12 protein-coding genes are annotated in these 20,515 nt (G+C 72.0%); 8 read left to right on the top strand and 4 right to left on the bottom strand.

Going from position 1 to position 20,515, the window contains the following annotated elements:
• Positions 1–15 precede the first annotated feature (15 nt).
• Genes JYJ93_RS30715 through JYJ93_RS30700 form a run of 4 tightly spaced genes read left to right on the top strand, consistent with a single transcriptional unit; the run spans position 16 to position 11,232 of the window.
• On the top strand, positions 16–6,945 hold the full coding sequence (locus JYJ93_RS30715; RefSeq protein WP_242543987.1) for a methyltransferase domain-containing protein: 6,930 nt from the start codon (positions 16–18) through the stop codon (positions 6,943–6,945).
• Positions 6,946–6,969: 24 nt separating this feature from the next.
• Positions 6,970–7,821 carry a diaminopimelate epimerase gene (gene dapF, locus JYJ93_RS30710; protein WP_206798118.1) on the top strand — a complete coding sequence of 284 codons (852 nt, stop codon included), beginning with the start codon at positions 6,970–6,972 and terminating at the stop codon, positions 7,819–7,821.
• Between the two features lie 32 nt (positions 7,822–7,853).
• A complete protein-coding gene (locus tag JYJ93_RS40875; RefSeq protein ID WP_206798117.1) occupies positions 7,854–9,704 on the top strand; it encodes a response regulator in 1,851 nt (616 codons plus the stop codon).
• 28 nt (positions 9,705–9,732) lie between these two features.
• Positions 9,733–11,232 (top strand): DUF4388 domain-containing protein, encoded by a 1,500-nt coding sequence (locus JYJ93_RS30700; RefSeq protein WP_206798116.1) that lies wholly within the window; start codon positions 9,733–9,735, stop codon positions 11,230–11,232.
• A gap of 9 nt (positions 11,233–11,241) precedes the next feature.
• Here JYJ93_RS30700 and JYJ93_RS30695 read toward each other — a convergent pair whose 3' ends face one another.
• Positions 11,242–12,612, bottom strand: a complete 1,371-nt coding sequence (locus JYJ93_RS30695; RefSeq protein WP_242543986.1) for a cytochrome P450 — start codon at positions 12,610–12,612, stop codon at positions 11,242–11,244.
• A gap of 140 nt (positions 12,613–12,752) precedes the next feature.
• Between JYJ93_RS30695 and JYJ93_RS30690 the strand changes: the two genes are divergently transcribed.
• Positions 12,753–13,352, top strand: a complete 600-nt coding sequence (locus JYJ93_RS30690; protein WP_206798114.1) for an RNA methyltransferase — start codon at positions 12,753–12,755, stop codon at positions 13,350–13,352.
• Between the two features lie 13 nt (positions 13,353–13,365).
• Here the strand turns inward: JYJ93_RS30690 and JYJ93_RS30685 are convergent, their stop codons facing one another.
• The gene (locus tag JYJ93_RS30685) at positions 13,366–13,608 is read right to left on the bottom strand and encodes a hypothetical protein (protein ID WP_223741836.1); all 243 of its coding nucleotides are present in this window, start codon (positions 13,606–13,608) and stop codon (positions 13,366–13,368) included.
• A gap of 157 nt (positions 13,609–13,765) precedes the next feature.
• Here JYJ93_RS30685 and JYJ93_RS30680 point away from each other — a divergent pair, with 157 nt between their 5' ends.
• Entirely contained in the window at positions 13,766–15,076 is a 1,311-nt protein-coding gene (locus JYJ93_RS30680) for a tetratricopeptide repeat protein (protein ID WP_242543985.1), read from the top strand.
• Here the strand turns inward: JYJ93_RS30680 and JYJ93_RS30675 are convergent.
• A complete protein-coding gene (locus JYJ93_RS30675) occupies positions 15,057–16,376 on the bottom strand; it encodes a pitrilysin family protein (RefSeq protein WP_206798112.1) in 1,320 nt (439 codons plus the stop codon). The two genes, JYJ93_RS30680 and JYJ93_RS30675, sit on opposite strands and share 20 nt — an antisense overlap.
• Entirely contained in the window at positions 16,373–17,914 is a 1,542-nt protein-coding gene (locus tag JYJ93_RS30670; RefSeq protein ID WP_206798111.1) for a HAMP domain-containing sensor histidine kinase, read from the bottom strand. Before JYJ93_RS30670 ends, JYJ93_RS30675 begins: the two co-directional genes overlap by 4 nt.
• A gap of 123 nt (positions 17,915–18,037) precedes the next feature.
• Between JYJ93_RS30670 and JYJ93_RS30665 the strand changes: the two genes are divergently transcribed.
• Both JYJ93_RS30665 and JYJ93_RS30660 read left to right on the top strand, forming a co-directional pair.
• On the top strand, positions 18,038–19,555 hold the full coding sequence (locus tag JYJ93_RS30665) for a kelch repeat-containing protein (protein WP_206798110.1): 1,518 nt from the start codon (positions 18,038–18,040) through the stop codon (positions 19,553–19,555).
• Between the two features lie 63 nt (positions 19,556–19,618).
• Positions 19,619–20,512, top strand: coding sequence for a DUF2381 family protein (locus JYJ93_RS30660; RefSeq protein WP_206798109.1), 894 nt, complete (start codon positions 19,619–19,621; stop codon positions 20,510–20,512).
• The last annotated feature ends 3 nt before the right edge of the window (positions 20,513–20,515 follow it).

Raw genomic sequence — 20,515 nt, 5'->3', positions numbered from 1 at the left:
TCCACCTTTCGTCGCATGGGGCCCAGCGAACTGCTGCCCCGCTACATCTTCGCGGAGAGCCTGTTCGCGCGCCGACGTGTGCTCGAGGTCGACGCCGTGGCGTCCACGGGCGGCGAGAGCGCGCGCTTCCTGGTGGAGCGGGGCGCTCGCACCGTGGTGGCGTGCGACGCGGACGTGGCCGCGGTGGAGGCGGCGCAGAAGGCCCACGCGCACCCGCAGGTCCGCTTTCGCGCCAACGTCTATGACGACCTGGAGGCTGGCAGCTTCGACCTGGTGCTGGTGACGGACCTGGCGCCCTACGTGCGCGCGCCGGAGCTGTTGGCGGAGCTGGCGCGGCTGGTGGCCCGGCAGGGCTTCCTGGTGGGCGGCCTGCGCAACATCGCGGGGCTGGCGCTGCCCCAGTTGCTGGAGCCGGAAGAGACGGTGCCGCCCACGTATGGGCAGTTGCTGGACGCGCTGACCGCGCATTTCCCCCATGTGGAGGTGGCCACGCAGTCGCCGGTGCTGGGCTACCAGCTCGCGTTCGAGCGGGGCGAGGGGCTGCAGGTGGACGGCTCGCTCGTGCGGCACAGCGAGGCGGCGTACTTCGTGGTGATGGCGGGCCTGGAGCCGGCGCGGGTGGTGGACCCCACGTGGGTGCAGCTGCCGCCGGAGCCGCTGGCCTTCACGCGCGGCAAGCTGGACGAGGTCGCGGCCCGGGCGAAGACGTGGGAGGAGCGGGCGGGGCGGCTGAAGGAAGCGGTGTCGAAGCTCCGCGCGGAGATTGGCGACCGCGAGGCGGAGGTCGTGGCGCTCAAGCCGGCGCTGGAGGGCGCCCGGCAGGACATGGCGCGGCTGACCGCGCAGCTGGAGCAGGCCCGGGGCACGGTGGAGTCCGCGCGCGAGCGGGATGACCTGAGCAGCCGGCTGCGGCGCCGTGAGCTGGAGTTGCAGGTCGCGACGGAGCGGATCGCGGACGCGGACCGGCGGCTGGCGGCGCAGCGCCTGGAGGTGGAGGCGGCGCAGCGCGCGCAGGCGGACGCGGGCGTGCAGGTGCTGGCCGCGCAGGAGACGCTGCGGCTGGAGCGGGCGCGGCGCGAGGAGACGGCGGCGACGCTGGACGAGGCTCGCGAGCGGCTGACGCAGGCGTACACGGAGCTGCGCGCGCTGCAGGATGAGCTGGGCTCGCTGCGCATCGACCGGGAGCGGGACCGGCTGGCGGCGGAGCGCGCGCAGGACGGGGCGGAGGACAAGCGCCGTCAGGCGGAGGCGGCTCGCGAGCGGGAGCTGCGCATCGCGGAGCAGTACTCGACGGCGCTCGCGGCGGTGGAGCACCTGAAGGCGGAGCTGGCGCGCGCGCAGGAGTCGGCGCGGACGGCGGGCGACGCGGTTCCGGTGAAGGACGCGGAGCTGGCCCGGGCTCGCCGGGAGCTCGCCGAGGCCCAGCAGCGGATGCACTCCGCCGAAGGGGCTCGCAAGGACGCGGAAGGACGGCTCGCGGAGCGCGAGGCGTTGCAGCGCGGTCTGGAGACGGAGCTCGCCAGCGCGCGCGCGGCGGAAGAGCGGCTGCGGCAGGAGCTGGAGGGCCGCGCGCAGTCGGAGTCGGCGGCCCGGGCGCTGGCGGCGCGGTTGGAGGAGGAGCTTCACGCGGCCGGGCTGCGGCTGGAGTCGCTGGAGGCGGAGCAGAAGCGCGTCGAGTCCGCGCAGCACGTGGCGGGGCAGCGGCTGGCGGCGGCGGAGACGGAGCGCGTCCGTGTCGAGGCCGCGCTTGTCCAGGCCATCGACGCGGAGCGGGGGCAGGCGCAGGCACGGCTGGAGGAGGCGCTGGCCCAGGCTCGCGCCGAGGCCGATGACCGGGTGACGAACGCGCTGGCCGCCGCGCACTCCGACGCGGATTCGCGGCAGGAGCGCGCGCTGGCGGAGGCTCGCGAGCTGGAAGAGGCGCGGCTCGCGAAGGCGGTGGAGGAGGAGCGGGCGCTCGCGGAGCTCGAGCTGGAGGAGGCCCGTGAGCAGGCGGAGGCCCGCCTCGCGCAAGCATTGGAGGAGGCCCGAGCTGACGCGGAGGCCCGGCTCGCCGAGGCGCTGGAGTCCGCCCGGTCCGACGCGGATGCCCGTGTCGAACGTGCGGTGGCGGAGGCTCGCGAGGCGGCCCAGGCGCTGGAGGCGAACCGGTCCGACGCGGACACCCGTGTCGAGCGTGCGCTGGCGGAGGCTCGCGAAGCGGCTCAGGCGCTGGAGGCGGCTCGGGCGGATGCGGATGCCCGTGTCGAGCGCGCAGCCGTGGAGTCGGCTCAGGCGCTGGATGCGGTCCGGTCCGACGCGGATGCCCGTGTCGAGCGTGCCGTCGCGGACGCTGCCCAGGCTCTGGCGGCGGCTCGGGCCGAAACGGATGCTCGTGTTGAGCGCGCCGTCGCGGACGCTGCCCAGGCTCTGGCGGCGGCTCGGGCTGAAGCGGATGCCCGTGTCGAGCGCGCCGTCGCGGACGCTGCCCAGGCTCTGGAGGCGGCTCGGGCTGAAGCGGATGCCCGTGTCGAGCGGGCTGTGGCTGAAGCGCGGGCTGAAGCGGATGCTCGGGTGGCGAAGGCGGTCGCGGACGCCGCTGCTGAACGGGCCGCGGCCCTGGCGGAGGCGGAGAGCCGGCGCGAGCAGGCGCTCACCGAGGTCCGTGCCACGGCCTCGGCTCAGCGGAGCCGGCAACTGGCGGATGTCGAGGCTCGGACCGCGCAGGCCCTGGCGGAAGTGCGTGCCGAGGCGGAGGCCGAACGGGCCCAGGCGCTGGCCGAAGCCCGCGCCGAGTCCGAGGCCGAGCGGGTCCGGCAGTTGGAGGAAGCCGAACTCCGTGCCGCGCGGATGCTCGCGGAGGTGCGTGCCGAAGTCGAAGCCCGCTCGGCCACGGTGCTCGCTGAAGCCCGTGCTGAATCGAGCGGCCAGACGGAGCAGGTGCTCGCCAACGTGCGCGCGGAGGCGGAAGCCCGGCTCGCGGCGGCGGAAGCTCGTGCCACCGAAGCCCTCGAGGTTGCGGTTGAACAGGTCCGTTCCGAGGCCCGGGACACCCTGGCCCGTGAGGTGTGGGAACACGGGGCCCGGCTCGCGGAGTCGAACCAGGCTCGCGAGGCCGCCGAGGCGCGGAACACGGAGCTGGAGGCAACGCTCCGCTCGCTGCGGCAGGAGCTGACCGACTCGGAAGCCCTGGCGGCACTCATCCAGGAGGACCTGGCTCGGGAGCAGAAGGCCCGGGCCTCGGTGCAGGCGGAGTTCGACGCGGCCCGGGAGTCCCTGATCAATGAGCAGGAGCGGGGGGCTCGCTGGGAGGCGTTGCTCGCCGATACCCAGGCGCAGTTGCTGTCGGAGCGCGAGCAGCAGGCCCGCGCGCAGGTGGCGCTTGCGAACCTTCAGGAGTCGCTCGACGCGGAGCGGGCCCTTCGTGCCCGGCTGGAGGGTTCCGAGTCCTCGTGGAACGAGACGCAGAGCGCACTGGAAGCGGACCGGCTGAGGCTGGATGCCGCGCTGGGCGTGGCGCGCACGGTCCTGGAGGAGGAGCGCGCGCAGCGGGCCCGGTTGGAGACGTCGTTCGCCCAGCTCCAGCAGGACTCCGCTTCGGCGCAGGAGTCCCGGACCCAGCTCGAGACAGAGCTGTCGGCGGCGCGTGCCGCGCGGATGTCCACCGAGGCCGCCTTCGAGCAGACGCGGCAGACCCTGACGGAGGTCCAGGCCACCTTCTCCGAAGCGCAGCGCACGAACGAAGCCGCGTTGCAGGAGCTGAGGCAGTCCCTCGCGGCGTCGGAAGACGAGGCGCGTGGTTACGCCCGGGAGCTGGAGGCGGCGAAGCAATCGCAGGCGGCCCTGGATGCGACCGTGCGAGAGCTGCGCGCGGAGCTCACCGAGGCTCGGCGGTCCGAGGTCGAAGCGCTGTCCTCGCTGGATGAGGCGCGCACGCAGGAGACTGCGCTCCGCTCGGAGCTGGAGACCTTGCGTGAGCGCCTGTCCGAAGCGGAGCAGGCACGGGCCGCTGTCCAGGCACGGCTCACGGAAGCCGAAGCCCGCCACGCCGAACTGGAAGCGTCGCTGTCGGACACCGAGTCCCGCTTCGCCGAGGAGGCCGCCCGTCTCCCCGAGATGCAGCAGGCCCTCGCGGACGCGGAGGCCCGCCTCGCGACCGAGGCCGCGCGAGGGACCTCGCTTGAGCAGGCTCTGTCGGAGGCCGAGGCAAGGCATGCCGCAGCGACTTCGCAGCGGGCCGCGCTGGAGGATTCGCTCGCGCAGGCGGAGGCCCGCCACGCCGAGGATGCCGCGCGCCTGACTTCGCTGGAGCAGACCCTGGCGGAGGCGGATTCCCGGCAGACCACGGAGACCGAGCGCCATGCGTCGTTGGCGCGGACGCTCGCGGAAGCCGAGGCCCGGCTTGTCTCGGAGTCCACGCGGCGTGCCGAGCTGGAAGCGGCGCTCGCGGAGACCGAGGCTCGGCAGGCTGCCGAAACGACGCGACGTGCTGAGCTGGAAGCGGCGCTCGCGGAGACCGAGGCTCGGCAAGCTGCCGAAACGACGCGACGTGCCGAGCTGGAGGCAGCGCTCGCGGAAGCCGAGGCCAAGCAGACCTCTGAGTCCACGAGACGTGCCGAGCTGGAGGCAGCGCTCGCGGAAGCCGAGGCCAGGCAGACCTCTGAGTGCACGCGACGTGCCGAGCTGGAAGCTGCGCTCGCGGAGGTGGAGGCCAAGCAGGCCTCGGAGTCCACGCGGCGGGCTGAACTGGAAGCGGCGCTCGCGGAAGCGGAGTCGCGGCAGGCTGCGGAATCCGCGCGGCGTGCCGAGCTTGAAGCATCGCTCTCGGAGGGCGACGTCCGACAGGCCGCGGAGTCCACCCGCCGTTCCGAACTGGAAGCGTCCATCGCCACGGCGGAGTCCACGATTGCCGCCGAGGCCGCTCGCCGCTCCGAACTGGAAGCTTCCTTGACGGAGGCTCGGTCCCGCCTCGCCACCCTGGAACAGGCCCTGGCGGACGCGGAGAAGCTTGCGTCCTCCGAGACGTCTCGCCGTGTCGGACTGGAAGCCTCCCTGACGGAGGTGGAGTTCCGGCTCGCAGCGGAGACCTCGAACCTCAGCGCGCTGGAGGATTCGCTCGCGCAGGCGGAGGCCCGGCTCGCGGAGGGCTCGCAGTCGCAGGACGCGGCGCGCGAGTCCGAAGCCCGGGCGGCGCGTCTCTCAGAGTCCCTGACCGCGCGCGAACAGGAGCTGCGCGAGGCCAGTGCCCTGCGGGTCTCCATGGAAGCGCAGCTGGAAGGCGCGCTCTCGCGGACCGAGCGGCAGCAGCAGGACCTGGACGACCTGCGCGCGCAGCTGGGACTGAAGGAGCAAGAGCTGACGGCCCTGCGCGCGGAGACAGCCCGGTTGGGCGCCGCGCATCAGGAGCTGATGCGTCTGGGCTCCGAGCTGCAACGGGCTCACGCCGCGCTGCATGAGCGGAGTCAGCAGGTCGGCCGGCTGGAAGCGGAGTTGGTGGACGCCAGCGACCGGTTGGCCGCGACGCGCGAGCACGCGGAAGTGCTCGTGGTGCAGCTTGAAACCGCGCGCCGTTTCGCGGGCAAGGCCACGACCCTGGAGGCTTCGCTGGAAGGCCTGCGCGCGGAACTGGAAACCGCGCGCTCGGAAGCGGCCCGGCTCACGGAGACCGTCCAGACCGGGAACGAGCGCACCGCCACCCTGGAAGCCCAGCTCGCGGAGCTCACCGCGCGCGCGGAGCGGGAGCGGACCGACCTGGAAGCCCGGCTCGCGGAGGCCACCGCCCAGGCCGGCACGGAGCAGGCCGACCTGGAGCTGCGCCTGACCGAAGCGCTCACCAGCGCCGGCTCGGACAAGGCCACGCTGGAGCTGCGCCTCAACGAAGCGCTCGCGCGCGCCGGCCTGGAGAAGACCGAACTGGAGACGCGCTTCAACGAGCGCCTCGCAAGCGCCGAAGCAGAGAAGGCCGAGCTGGAGACGCGCCTCAACGAGTTCCTCGCGGCCTCCGGGACGGAGAAGGCGGAGCTCGAAGCACGCCTCGCCGAAACGCTCGCCCAGGCCGCCACGGAGAAGGCCGAACTGGAAGTACGGCTCGCGGAGGCCACCGCGCAGGCGGGCACGGACCGGTCGGACCTCGAAGCCCGGCTCGCGGAGCTCACCGAACAGGCCCGCGAGGAGAAGTCCGCCATCGAAGCCCGGCTCGCGGACCTCACCGCCCGCGCCGCCGCGGAGCGCGCCGAACTCGAAGCCCGCATCGTGGACCTCGCCGCTCAAGCGGACTCCGCGAACGCCGAGCGTGACGCCTCTCTCTCGGAAGCCCAGACGCGCGCCGCCACGGAGCAGGCCGAGCTCGAAGCGCGCCTCGCTCAATCCGCCGAACAGACCCGCGAATCCCTCGCCGCCATGGAGGCCCGGCTCGCCACGGCGCTCGAGAACGCGCGGACCGAACAGGCCGCGCTGGAGTCCCGCGTCGCCGCCCTGACCCAGGCCGCCGCGGACGCCGAGGCCCACGCCCGCCGCGCGGACTCCGAACGCGAGCGCCTCCAGTCGGACCTGACCGTCGCCCGCGCCGCCCGTGTCCGCCTGGAGGGCCGCACCAACTCCCTGGAGACCGCCGCCGCGGACGCCGCGCGCCTGTTGGACACCGAGCGCGCGGAACGCGACCAGCTCTCCACCCGGATCCGTGAGCAGCAGGCCCGCCTGGAAGCGCTGGAGACCGAACGCGCGACCCTGCTCCAGGCCCTGGAGGAGGCGAAGTCCGCCACCCCTCCGCCCCCGGAGGACGTGCTGGAGATGGCCGCGGAGATGGAGGTCCTCCAGGCCCACGTGGAGAAGATGCAGGACCAGCTCGCCGCCCGGGAGGCCGAACTGGCGGAGCTGCGCCGCGCCAGCGCCCCCGCCACCTCGCGCCGGGCCCTGCCCGCACTGGACGTTCCAGCCGCGCCCAAGAAGGTCGGCGAGCGCGAATAAACGCGGGCGTCTACACTTGCCCCCGTGGACGCAAGCGAACGCATCTTCAAGTACCACGGCCTGGGCAACGACTTCGTTGTCCTGGACCGGCGCCGCTCGGGCGTGGACATCGACGCGGAGCAGTCCCGCTGGCTGTGCGACCGGCGCCGGGGCATCGGCGCGGACGGGGTGCTCGCCATCCTCCCGTCGTCCCGCGGCCTTGCCCGCATGGTCGTCCACAACGCCGACGGCAGCGTCGCGGAGATGTGCGGTAACGGCCTGCGCTGTGCGGTGAAGTATCTGGTGGACCACTCCGGCCAGCACCCCGCGCTCATCGACGTGGAGACCGGGGCCGGCGTGCTCACCTGCGAGCCCGGCTACGGCGATGGCGGCGTCGTCGGCGTGGACATCTCCATGGGCCCGGCCCGGCTGGTGGCGGCGAACCTGCCCTCCGGGACGACCGGCCAGCCCTTCGTGAGCGCCCCCGTGCCCGGCCATGAAGGCCTGCTCGGCACCGCGGTGAACATGGGCAACCCGCACCTGGTGCTCCTGGACCAGCCCCTGGAGGCCGCCGAGCGCCTGGGCCCCGGCCTGGAGCGCCACCCCGCCTTCCCGGACCGCACCAACGTGGAGTTCGTCCGCGTGGACGAGGACGGCCTCACCGTCGTCGTCTGGGAGCGCGGCTGCGGCCTCACCCAGGCCTGTGGGACGGGGGCGTGTGCGTCGGCGGTGGCGGCCGTGCTGGCGAAGCGCCTGCCCTCGAATGCCTGGCTGCGCGTCACGCTGCCGGGCGGCGACCTGAGAATCCGCGTTCCGGACGACCTGTCCGACATCCGGCTCCGCGGCCCGGTGTCCTTCGTCTTCGAAGGCGTTGTCGCGCTTCCAAGGGCCCGATAGCCTTCGGTTTTCCTCCTTCTCCCCCGAGCGCCGTGGCCGGTCCCATCCTCGTCGTCGACGACGACCTGTTCTTCCGACAACTCGCCACGGACCTGCTGTCGCGCCGGGGGCACCGCGTGGTGGCGGTGGAGAACGCCACCCTGGCGCTCGAAGAGGTGGCCCGGGCGACGTTCGACCTGGTGCTCACCGACGTGGTGATGCCCGGCGTGGACGGCTTCGCGCTCACCGCGCGCCTGCGCGAACGCGACCCCGAGCAGGAGGTCATCCTCGTCAGCACGCGCGACGACGTACAGGGCTCGGAGGTCGCGCTGCGCCTGGGCGTGGCGGACTGCCTCGTCAAGCCGGTGGAGGAGTCGGACCTGCTGCTCGCGGTGGACCGCGCCATGGAGCGCGCCCAGCTGCGCCACGAGCGCGCCCGGCTCCAGGACGAGAACCTGGAGTTCGCCCGCTTCCACAACCTCCAGCAGCGCTGCCTGGAGCTGCTCTCCCATCCCGACCTGGAATGGCTCCAGGAGCGCGTCATCGCGGACCTGGGCGCGGTGTGCGACGCGCAGAGCGCCGCGCTGTGGGTGGTGGACGACCGGGGAGACCTGGCGCTGCGCTCCTACCGGGGCCTGCTCGACAAGCAGTTCCTGCCGGAGAAGATGAGCCCGGAGGGGCCGCTGTCCCTGCGCCTGCGCGAAGCCGCGCCGTGGCTCGCGCGGGATGAGCGCTCGCCGGTGCTGTACGTGCCGCTGGTGGCCGCCGGGGAGGTGATGGGCCTGGCGCAGCTGTCCGACCCGCTCACCGGTGACTTCCGGCTGGAGCACACACGCGACGCGAAGGTGCTGGCGGACTTCGCCGCGGTGGGCGTGAAGAACGGCCGCAAGCTGATGGCGCTCCAGCGCCTGGGCCTGCGCGACCGCGACACCGCCGCGTACAACCTCAGCTACTTCACCGACTACGCGTCCAAGGAGATCTACAAGGCGCGCAGGTACGGGCGCACGTTCTCGCTCCTGACCTTCAGCATCGACAACCTTCCGCTGGTGCGCGTGCGGCTGGGCGCGCAGGACGCGAAGAAGGCGGTGCGCGGCATCATCAAGGCGCTCAGTAAAATCATCCGCGACTCGGACGTCATCGCGAAGGCGAGCGACCAGGAGTTCTACCTCCTCTTGCCGGAGACGGACTTCTTCGGCGCCATGATGTTCGTGCGCCGCGCCGTCGCCGCCGTGCGCGACGAGCCGGAGGTGCAGGACGTGGAGGCCCGTCTGCCGCTCGCGCTCGTGGGCGGGGCGAGCACGTTCCCCAAGGACGGCGAGGACTTCGACGAGCTGGTGCACCGCTGCCGCCGCCGCATGGACGAGCGCCGCGCGTCGCTCCAGCGCCGGCTGATGCTGGACGGGCTGCCGTTCTGGGACGAGGTGGACCTGCTCCTGGGCACGCCCAACAGCCCGCGCCTGCCCACGGACGATCGCGCGGAGCCCAGCCGCCGGGGCAAGGTGGCGGACGTGCTCTTCGACGAGCTCCAGGTGGAGATCGCCCGGGAGCTGGTGCGCGACCCGGGCTCGCGCGGGCTGCTCTACGTGGGCGGCCCGGAGATCCGCGCGGACCTGCCGCTGGCGGTGGGCCTGGAGCAGGCGCCGCCGGACCTGTCGTCGCGCATCTACCTGTTGGGCCGCCGCGTGGACCTGGAGTCGCATGCGGCGCTCACGCCGGTGTTCCTGGAAGGGGATGAGCGGGTGGCGCGCCACGAGTTCATCCTCTGGCTGTCGGAGAGCGCGTCGTATGCGCTGATCCAACGGCGCGGGCGGGGCGCGACGTGGGGGTTCCACACCTCGGACACCGCGGTGGTGGACGGGCTCATCTCCAAGCTGCAGGCCGAATACGACCTGCAGCCCTACTGACTGACGTCACGAAGCGGAGCAAGCGACCTTGGCCCAGGTGCGGAAGATCCTCATCGCCGACCCCGACCTCGACTCGGTGCGCGCGCTGTCGCGGGCGCTGCGCACGAAGGGCTATCAGGTGCATTACGCGCCGGATGGCTCGCGGGCGCTGGAGGTCGCGGTGCTCCGGCACCCGGACCTGACGCTCTTCGACGAGGCGTGCCGGCTCCTGGACGCGCGCACGTTCGTGCAGATCCTCCGCACCAACCCGCGCACGGAAGACATCCCGGTGGTGCTCACCACGTCCAGCCTGGACTCGGACCGGGCGCGGGGCATGCGGGACGGCACGCTGCGCAAGCCCTTCAACCTGGACGAGGTGCTCAGCCGCATCGAGCACATCTTCCGGCGCAACGAAGCGGCCAAGGACCTCAAGAGCGAGCAGCAGGAAATCGAAGGTTCGCTCAGCCAGCTCAGCATCCCGGACCTCATGCAGATATTGGGCATGAACAAGCGCAACGGGCGCCTGGCGCTGGAGCGCGGTTCGGAGCGCGGGGAGATCACCGTCTCGGATGGGCGCACGGTGAACGCGCGGCTGGGGAGGGTGGAAGGGGAGAAGGCGCTGTTCCGGCTGTTGGCGTGGACGGAGGGCAACTTCACCTTCACGCCCGGCACCAGCGCCGCGCGTCCGCGCATCAACCGCGCCATGGACGACGCGCTCCTGGAGGGCATGCGCCAGTCGGACGAGGTGAACCGCCTGTTGCCGGGCCTGCCGCCGCGCCACACGCGGCTGATGCTGGCGCCGGAGGTGGACCTGTCCGAGGAGCAGCACCCGGTGACGGCGCAGGTGATGGAGCTCTTGCGCCAGCCGCGCGCGCTGGGCGAGGTGCTGGACCTGGCGCCCGCCACGGACATGGAGGTGCTGGGCGTGCTGTCCACGCTGCTCCAGAAGGGCGTGGCGCGCCCCACGGAGAGCGAAGGCCAGAACCTGGGCGCGGGCGACCTCATCGGCGCGGCGGAGGTGCACGCGCTGCGCGGGCGCCTGCTCCGCACGCGGACGCTGGCGAAGGTGGCGACGGCGAAGGTCTTCGTCTGCGGCAGCGGTTCATCCGCGGCGCGCCGCATCCTGGCGAGGGTGCCGGGACTGGAGGCGATGTCGGCGGATCCCACCGCGGTGAAGAGCGGCTTCGGGACGCTGGGGCGCCTGGAGCTGAGCGACGTGCTGAACGTGGACTTCTGCGTGCTGCCGCCCGCGGAGGCCGCGCGTCCGCTGTGGCGTCCGTTCAGCGCGGGGGCCATTGGCGCGCTGTTGATGGACAACTCGGAGCCGGCGGTGCGGCTGGCGCACTACCTGGCGTGGGAGGTCCGCATCCCCATCGTGGTGGTGGGCACGGAGGTGCCGGCGCCGTTGCAGGGCGCCCCGGCGGGAGTGATCGCTCCCGGTGAGGACCTCACGGAGGCCCTGCGCGCCATGCTGGTCCAGGCGCTCAACCCCGCGCCCACGCTGCCCGGTGTCACGCAGGTGCAGCGCGCGTCCGTGACGCCCCCGTGAAGCGGGGGTTCAGCTCCTGCGCTCCAGGTACATGGGGAGCTCGCCCTTCGGCCACAGCGTCAGGTTCGCGTTCATTTCCAGCGTGAAGCCGGGCGCTTCGCGCAGCCGGTAGTGCTGGGCCACGGTGGCCACGATGAGCTGCGCCTCCATCATCGTGAAGCCGCTGCCAATGCACATCCTGGGGCCGCCGCTGAAGGGGAAGTACGCGAAGCGGTGGCGCTTCGCGGCGGCCTCGGGGGCGAAGCGCTCCGGGCGGAAGGCGTCCGGCTCCTCCCAGAAGTCCGGATGGCGCTGCGTGACGTAGGCGCACAGGTTCACCGAGGTCCCCTTCGGGATGCGGAAGCCGCCGATGACGTCGTCCTCCTCCACGGTGCGGCTGAAGATGGGCACCGACGGGTACAGCCGCATCGCCTCCTCCACCACCTGCTTCGTGTACGTGAGCCTCGGCATGTCCTCCAGCGTTGGGGCGCGGCCTCCCAGCACCGTGTCCAGTTCCGAGTGCAGCCGGGCCTCGGCCTCCGGGTGCTTCGCCAGCAGGCCCCACGTCCAGCTCAGCGCCGTGGCCGTCGTCTCATGGCCGGCGAGGAGCATCGTCATCACCTCGGCCCCCAACTGCTCATCCGTCATGCCCTCGCCGGTGTCCTCGTCGCGCGCGAGCATCAACATGGAGAGCAGGTCACCCGAGTCGTCGCCGCGCTCACGCCGCGTGGCGATGATGCCCCGCACGGTTTCCTGTAGCGATGCGCGAGCCTCCCGGAAGGCCCGGTCGTAGCGGGTGGGCAGCACGGGCGGCAGCATCCGGAAGGTGCGGAAGCGCTCCGCGATCTGCTTGCCCAGTTCGGTGAAGGCCACGCCCACCTGCTCTGTCTGGGCCTCCACGGACGTGCCGAAGAGGGCCTCCCCGACGATGGTCAGCGTCAGCCGCTTCATCTCCTCGCTGATGCCCAGCGGCGTCCCGTTCGCGGAGGCCGGCTCCCAGCGTTGGAGCATCGCCTCCGTGTGACGGACCATGCCCGCGGCCATGCCCGCGATGCGCTGCCGGTGGAAGGCGGGCTGCGCCAGCCGCCGCTGCCGGAGCCAGAAGTCCCCCGTGCTCACGAGCAGCCCGTTGCCGGTGAGCCACCGGACCATGCGGTACGTGAGGTGTTCCTTCGTGTAGTTCTTCGCGTGGTCCTGCAGCACCTGCTTCACGCCCTCCGGGTGCGCGATGAGGTGCGCGCGCTGGGGGCCCAGCCGGTAGCTCACCACGTCCCCGTACTGGCGATGAAGCGTGCTCATGCAGCCCAGGAGGTCGCGGCGCACGTCGGGCAGGATGCCCATGAGCAGGTGGCCCCGGTGACTCGGAGCCCGACGGGTGACGTCGGCGGTGGCGGTGGTCATCGGGCGCGAAGTTATCACGCCGACCTGCCCCGCGTGCATGGGCCGCGGGCGCCAACCCGGGAGCCGCGAAGCCCTGAAGGAGGCGGGCGCCGGAATCCGCTCTTCACGGGGAATGTTTTCCCCACAGGAGGGGAACACGGATGATCAAGACGCTGAGGGACGCGGAAGAGCTGGTGCGCACGCGCCACGTCATCACCGAGGTGCCCACCCACGGGCCCACGTCCCTCGTCGAACAGGTCATGGGCGGCAGGCCCACCGGCAGCTGGCGCGACCACGCGAAGGGGCGCCTCGCGTACCGGCTGGGGCGCATGCTGCGCGCGTCGAAGGACGTGCTCGCGGTGCGGCTGGTGGAGGGCAAGGTCGCCTTCGTGGACCCCACGCTCTGGCCCGCCGTCTACCGCGTGGCCATGGAGCCCTCGCGCCGCCGTCCGTCACTCCAGGGCCTGTCCCCGGACGCCCGGGCGCTGCTCTCCACCGTGGAGCGCGACAAGCGCGTCCCCCTGGACAAGGAAGGCCCGTGGACCAAGGCGCGCGAGGCGCTGGAGGAGCGGCTGCTGGTCCACTTCTCCGAAGCGCAGGAGGACGACGGCCGCCATGTCGCGGTGCTGCGCTCGTGGCGGGACTGGGCCTCTGACTCGCTCAAGGCGGACGCGGCCCGGCTCTCCTACGAGGACGCCCAGGCGCGGCTCCGGGCCGCGTGCGACGGGGCGCCCACGGGCCTGGGGCCCTGGGTGTTCTAGCCGCGCGCGGACGTCAGGCCGCTTCGTCCAGGATCTCCAGCGCGTCACGGACGCCCGGCAGCCGGGCGAGCAGCTCGTACTCCGCGGGCTGGAGCATGGACACGCGGCGGCCCGCGACGCGCTCCATCCACAGCTCGATGCGGTGGTCTCCGTCCGGGTTGACCTGGCGGGAGATGCGGGCCCGGCGGCCCTCCTTGTGACAGGCCAGGATGTCCTGCTGGAGGCTGCGCAGACGGCGGAACACCTTCAGCGCCATTCGACCCTCGGGGGTGTCGAACGTGTGGAAATGCCGGTTCCGCGACAGCGGCCGGCTGGGATCATGAAGCCTCTCCACGAGGCGGCGCACGAAAGGGTCCATCGACGGAGAAGGATAACATCCGCTACCCTGTCCCTCAGCGATGCCCCATCGATTTTTGCCCCGTCCCTGGACGCTCGTCCTGCTCCTGCCGCTTGCTTGCAAGGACCCGGAGACGGCGGCCGCGCAGAAACAGGCCGTCCAGGTCCAGAACTCCCTGTCCCAGGGGCGTGAGGCGCTCTCGCAGGGCCAGTACGTCCGCGCCATCTCCGAACTGCGCAAGGCCGCCAACGCCGCGCCGGAGAGCGTGGAGCCGCTCCTCCTGCTGGCCAGTGCCCACCAGGGCGCCGGCAACCCGGGCGCGGCCATCCTCACGCTCAAGCAAGCGGAGGGCCTCATCCCGGGCACGGACCCCGTCATCCAGAAGCAGCTCGCCGACCTGTTCCTGCGGGAGGGGCAGATTCCCCAGGCCATCTCCACGCTGGTGTCGCTGCGGGACGAGGGCAAGCTGCCCAAGGAGGACATCCTGTCGCTGGCCCGCCTCCAGGCGCGGCAGGGGCACCCGGATGATGCCTTCACCACGCTGGAGCGCATCCTCCGGGAGAACCCGGACGACGCCGCGACGAAGACCGTGGAGGCCGAGATCCTGCTCATGAAGGGCGAGGAGCTGCTCGCGGCCAACCTGATGGACCGCGTGCTCCAGAATTCGCCCAGCTTCACGCCCGCGCGGCTCTTGCGCGCGCGCTTCTTCCTGATGAGCGGCGTCAGCGACATGGCGGAAGCGGACCTCCAGTCCGTGCCGCCCGAGGACGCGGACACCACGGACGTGGTGGCGATGAAGGCCCGCGTGCTCATGGCGCTCGGGCGTCCGGCGGAAGCGGAGGGCGCGCTGCGCAAGCTCCTGGAGGACGACGCGGAGAACGCGGAGGCCACCGCGTGGCTGGCGGAGATCGTCTGCGCCCAAGGCCGCGCGTCGGAGGCCCAGCAGTTGGTGGAGCGCGCGCTGCACCTGCGCCCGCGCTATGCCCGCGCGCTGTACGTGCGCGGCCGCGTGCTGGAGGAGCAGAGCGACGCGCGGGGGGCGGAGGACAGCTACCGCTTCGCCCTCAAGGCGGAGCCCTCCTTCCCGCCCGCGCTGTCGCGCATGTGGCGGCTGCACCTGAAGGCCGGCCGCAAGCCGGAGGCGCAGGAGGTGCTGGAGCGGCTGACGAGCCTGAACGAGGCGACCGTGGAGGAGAAGGCCGCGCTCGCGAACCTCTACGCCCAGTTCGAGACGCAGCTGCCGCGCGGCAAGAAGCTCATCGACGAGGCCCTGAAGCGCGAGCCGCAGAACCCCGAGTACCTGCGCATCCAGAAGGCCATCGACAAGGCGACGCCCAAGAAGAAGAAGGCACCGACGGGGCCCATCATCATCCGCGGGCGGCGCTGACGGCGGGCGCGGAGGAGGGCAGCCCCTCCGCGTCCATGACGACCTTCTCCAGCGCCTTGAGCCCCTTGCGCTGGCCCACCGCCACCACGAGCAGGTTCTCGCGGGTGAAGTAGCGCCGGGCCACCTCGCGCACCCGCGCGGCTGACTGCCGGTCCACCTGATCCGCGCGGTGGCCGAACGTCTCCGGACGGCGGAAGAGCTCCACGCCGCCGAACCACCCGGCCAGCTCGCCCGGCGAGTCCTGGGAGAACTCCAGCAGCATCCGGTGGCGGCGCTTGGCGCGGTTCAGCTCCTCCTCGCCCGCCTCCTGCTCGCACAACTCGGAGAGCACGCGCAGCGCCTCCGCCACCACGAGCGACGCCTTCTCCGGCGCGCTGGCCGCTTCAATCTCGAAGAGGCTGAGGTCGTGGTACGTGTCCAGCCCCGCCTGCACCGAGTACGCGAGGCCGCGCTTCTCCACGATTTCGAACGGCAGCCGCGACGACAGCCCGTCGTCCAGCAGGCGCCGCAGGATCTGGAGCGCGGGGAAGTCCTCGTGCTGCTCCGGCACGGCGCGGAAGGTGAGCTTGAACTCGGTCTGCGACTCGTCGTGGGAGACGAAGTGGAAGTGCGGTCCGGGGCCCAGCGGCGGCGGCGCGCTCTCCGTGGTGGCGCTGCCCGTGGGCAGGTGGGCGAAGGCGCGCTCGGCCAGGGCCAGCACCTCCGAGTGCTTCACGCTGCCCGCGGCGGACACCACCAGGTTGCCGGCCACGTAGTGCCGGGCGAAGTGCTCCAGCACCTGGGCGTGGGTGAGCGCCTTCACGGACTCGCGGGTGCCGGCGATCTTCAGGGACAGCGGGTGGCCGGGGAAAAGCAGGCGCTTGGACAGGTTGTCCAGGTCGATGTCGCGCCCCTTGTCGTCCACCTCGTCGAGCATCTCCTCCAGGATGATCTGCCGCTCCACCTCCATGTCGGTGAGGCGGGGGCGGGTGAGCATGTCGCCGATGACGTCCAGGCCCACGCTCAGGTGCGACGGGTGCAGCGGGGTGTAGTAGTAGCCGTGGTCGCGGGTGGTGGCGCCGTTGAGGTTTCCGCCCACCTCCTCCACGGCCGCGTTCATCTTCACCGTGTCCGGCCAGGCCTCGCTTCCCCGGAAGAAGAGGTGCTCCAGGAAGTGGCTGACGCCGTTGTTCTCCACCGTCTCATGACGGCTGCCGGTCCTCACATAGACGGCCAGCAGGGCGGTGTGCAGGTGGGGCGTTTCGACGGTGACGACGCGCAGCCCCGAGGGCAGCACGTCCCGGTACGGTGTAAAGCTCATGCGCGAGGAAGCCTTAACACGAAGGTCGTCCCCTGGCCGGGAATACTCTGGCAGGAGAGCGAGCCCCCGTGGGCCTGGAGGATCTGTTGGCTCACCGCGAGCCCCAGGCCCGTGCCGCCCTCCTTGGTGGTGAAGAAGGGCTCGAAGAGGTGGCGGCGGACCTCCTCGGTCATGCCGTTGCCGGTGTCGCGCACGGTGACCTCCACGTCGCCCTCGTGCGGGGCGGTGGCCACGGTGAGCCGGCCTCCGGCGGGCATGGCCTCGCGGCTGTTGCGCAGCAGGTTGAGGAACACCTGCCGCAGCTGGCCCTGGTCCGCGAGCACGCGGGGCGTGTCGGGCGCGAAGTCGCGCACCACCTCCACGCCCGCGCGCACCAGCTCCTCGCGGGTGAAGTCGAGCACGCCGTCCAGCACCGCGATGATGTCCTCCGGCTCCAGGTCCGGCCGGGCGGGGCGGGCCATGCGCAGGTACTGCTCGGTGACGTCGGTGAGGCGGTCCACCTCATGGGTGACGGCGGAGAGCAGCTCGCGCGCCTCCGTGGCGGTGTCCTGCGAGTCGAACCGAGCGCTGTCCACCGCGTCCTGGAGCAGCTCCACGTTGAGGCCGATGGAGGACAGGGGGTTTCTCACCTCGTGCACGATCTGGGCGGAGATGCGGCCCACGGCGGCCAGCTGCTCCGCGCGCATCAGCGCTTCGGCCTGCGACTTGAGCTGCGCCTCGCGCGCCTGGAGTGAGCGGGCCATCTGGTCGAACTCGCGCGCGAGCAGGGCGACCTCGTCCGCGCCGCGCACGCCCAGTTGGGCGGAGTAGTCGCCCCGGCCGATGCGGGACACGCCTTCAATCAGCGTGCGCACCGGGCGCAGCGTGCGGGCGGACCACGCGGTGACGCCCACGCCCACGCCAATGGCCATGATGGACAGCGCGATGATGGTGAGGCCCGTCCTGCGCTCGCGCTCCTCCGCGCCGTCCACGCGCTCGCGGATGCGGTTGGTCAGCGTCGCGCGCAGCACGCGCAGCTCCCGGCCGATGGCGCTCTCCAACTGGCGCAGCTCGGCGGTGGCGCGCGCCACCTCCCGGCTCTCGGGGGACTCGGACGCGAGCGCGGCGAACACGGCCTCCACCGCGTGGCCGTACGCCTTGGAGTTGCGTGACAGCTCCGCGAAGCGCGAGTCCAGCTCCATCACGAAGGGCACCTCGCCTTCCGGGGCGAAGGTGAGCACCTCGCGGGCCTTGGCGCGCGCGGCCTCCAGGCGCTGGGCCATCTGGGGCGCGTAGTACAGGCTCGCCAGCCGGATGAGCGCGCGGCGCGTCTCCACGCTGTTCTGCTCCAGCACGCGCTCGGTGTCCTTCTCCTGGCTGGTCTGGAAGGTCTCCAGCGCGGCGGCGTCCTGGGACAGTTGGAGGTAGCCCTGGCTGACCAGGCGGATCTCCAGCCGGTTGCGGTGCAGCTCCGCCACGCTGAAGAGGGACACCGCCCCGAACGTCAGCAGCACCAGCGCGTAGCCCAGGAAGATGCGGGTGGCGAGCGAGAGCTTCATGGAGGAGGGGACAGGACATACGTCCTGACGCGGGCGCATTACAGCGCAATCCCCACCGCGCCGCCTGCTTCCGGCCGTCTGGACTCCACCCCTCCGGGGAGGGGGGCTGGTAGCGTCCACCGCATGGCACCGCGCTTCGTCCGCTCCACGCTCCTCGCCGCCGCCCTGGTGTCGCTCACCCCCGCCTGCGGGGAGAAGGAGGTCCGCCCCTCCCTGGACCTGCTCACGGCCTCCTGCGCCGGCACCCAGCCCCTGGCCGGGGTGACGCACCTGCGCTTCCGCGTGACGGGCCCGGGGCTCGACACGCCCCGCGAGCGGGTATCGACGGTGGAGTGGGCCCCCGAGGACGTGCCGGCCCTGCCGCCCGGCAGCGCGCGGGTGCTGGAGGTGCGGGCCTACGTGGGGGCTCCGGACCAGGGCGGGCAGCTGGTGTCGCTGGGGCGCAGCACGCCGTTCGACGTGGCGGAGGGGCAGGCGCCCAAGGTGCGGATGTTCCTGCGGCGGTTGGGGGAGTTCGTGCCGGTGAACCTGGCGTCGGACCCGGGAACCTGCTCGCTGCCAGCCGAAGCGCGCGCGGCGCACACGGCCACGACGCTGCCGGATGGGCGGGTGTGGATCACCGGTGGCTATCGGCCCCAGCCGAACGGCACGCGGCCCGTGTCCGGAACCTCGGAGGTGTTCAACCCGGCGGACGGCACGTTCAGCCCCGGTCCGGCCGTGGGCGCGAGGGCCTTCCACACGGCGTCCCTGTTGCCGGATGGGCGCGTGTTCGTGGCGGGTGGCGCGGAGTCCTTCGCCCCGGTGTCGTTGCAGTCCACGGCGCGTCTGGTGGACGTGGCGACAGGCGCGGTGGATGAGTTCACGCTCAATCTGGCGCGCTACCAGCATGCGGCGGCGGTGGATGCGGAAGGCCACGTGGCGCTGGTGAGCGGACGCGCGGCGGACGGCGCCACGGTGAGCGAGATGGAAGGCTTCGACGCGGCCACGGGGCTCTTCGTGCCTCCCGGCATGCAGGTCCACCGCACGGACGTCGCGCTGGCGGTGAGGCCGGATGGGATGAACATCCAGGTCGTGGGGGGCGTTGATTCGCTGAAGAAGGCCGAGACCGACGTGTCGGCCTTCAGGTTCCAGAACGGTTCCCTCGGGTTTCTGGCGGCAGGCACGGATCTCCGCGTCGGCAGGCAGGGGGCCGCCGTGGCGATGTTGGGCCGGGCGGACGAGTCTCCCGAGCTCCTGGTCATGGGCGGCTTCGACGGCGCGGACCCGGCGGAGGGCGCGCGGCCCGTGGGTTCCTCCGAGTTCCTGGCCGGTGTGGTCGCCGTGCGTGAAGGCCCCGCGCTGATGCCCCGGAGCAACCTGTGCGCGGTGACGCTGAAGGACGGCCGCATCGTGGCGCTGGGCGGGCGGGGCACCGGCCTCGGCACGACGTACGCGGTCCCGTGGGTGGATCTGATCACCCCGCATGCGGGAGCGCAGCCCACGGTGCTGGGCCTGTCGCTGATGCCGCAGCCGCGCGTGTGGCACACGTGCTCCGCGTTGCCGGACGGCTCCGTGCTCGTGGTGGGCGGCGTGGACGACAGCACCGGGGAGATCCGCGCCAACACCGAAGCCCTGGTGGTGATGCCGCCGCCACGGGACTGAAGCTGCTACGCTCCAGGTCCCATGAGGGACTGTCTACCTGTCCGGTTTGCTTTAGCCCTGGCGTTGCTCCTGACGACTGCGGAGGCCGTCGCGCGTGAGCAAGAGGAACCTGCGGTCCGCACGGTGCTGTTGTCGGAGCACCCGTCGGACTCCGCGCCCACCCTCTACGTGAAGGGGAAGGTGGCCACGGTCCTCCGTTTCGGGACGCCCGTGGATCCGGCGCGGACCCGCATGCTGGCGTGGGAGGGCCGGTTCGAACCGCTGCTCGCGGGCGGTCGCAAGGTGGTCGTGGAGCCTCTCCAGGACCTGGGGGAGGACGATGGCGTTCCCTTGTTGGTAACGCTCGCGAACGGCAAGCAGATGCCGTTCCTGCTCAAGCCCGCGGAGAAGGGACGGCGGAACGCGGTGGATCAGCAGGTGAACGTGTTCGAGGACCCGCGCGGCTATGACGCCATGTATTCGACGCTGATGGACTCACTCAAACAGCGGCGCGTCCTGGAGGAGGAGAACCGTCGCCTCAGGGACGAAGAGCACTCCGCGGATCACGCGCTGGCGACGCTCCTGGCCCAGGGGGACCTCAAGCACACGCCCTTCACCCGTCGCCAGGGTTGGCGCCTCAAGGAAGAGGGCGCGGACATCCTGGTGGAGGTGCTCTCCAGCAAGACGCTTCCGAAGATGGCGGTGTTGTTCACCCTGACCAACCGCGATGCGAAGAAGCCCTGGCGGATGATGGAGGCCCGGCTGTCCACGGTCTCCGGTGGGGCCGCCCGGGCGTTCGCGCTGCGCACGCAACATGAGGAGATTGCACCGGGCGCCATGGGCCGTATCGCCGTGGTCGCGGACGACAGCGCCTTCCAGTCACCGCAGGGCCTGGAGCAATTGGCGCTGGAGTTGTTCCGTTCCGATGGCCTGTCCCAGGCCTACCTCGTCCTGGAACAGCGTTTCATCCGGGAGTAGATC

Origin of the sequence: Corallococcus sp. NCSPR001 (assembly GCF_017309135.1) — a bacterium.
Lineage (GTDB): Bacteria > Myxococcota > Myxococcia > Myxococcales > Myxococcaceae > Corallococcus.
Note: the sequence above shows the minus strand (reverse complement) of the source record. Positions and strands in the feature narration are given on the sequence as shown.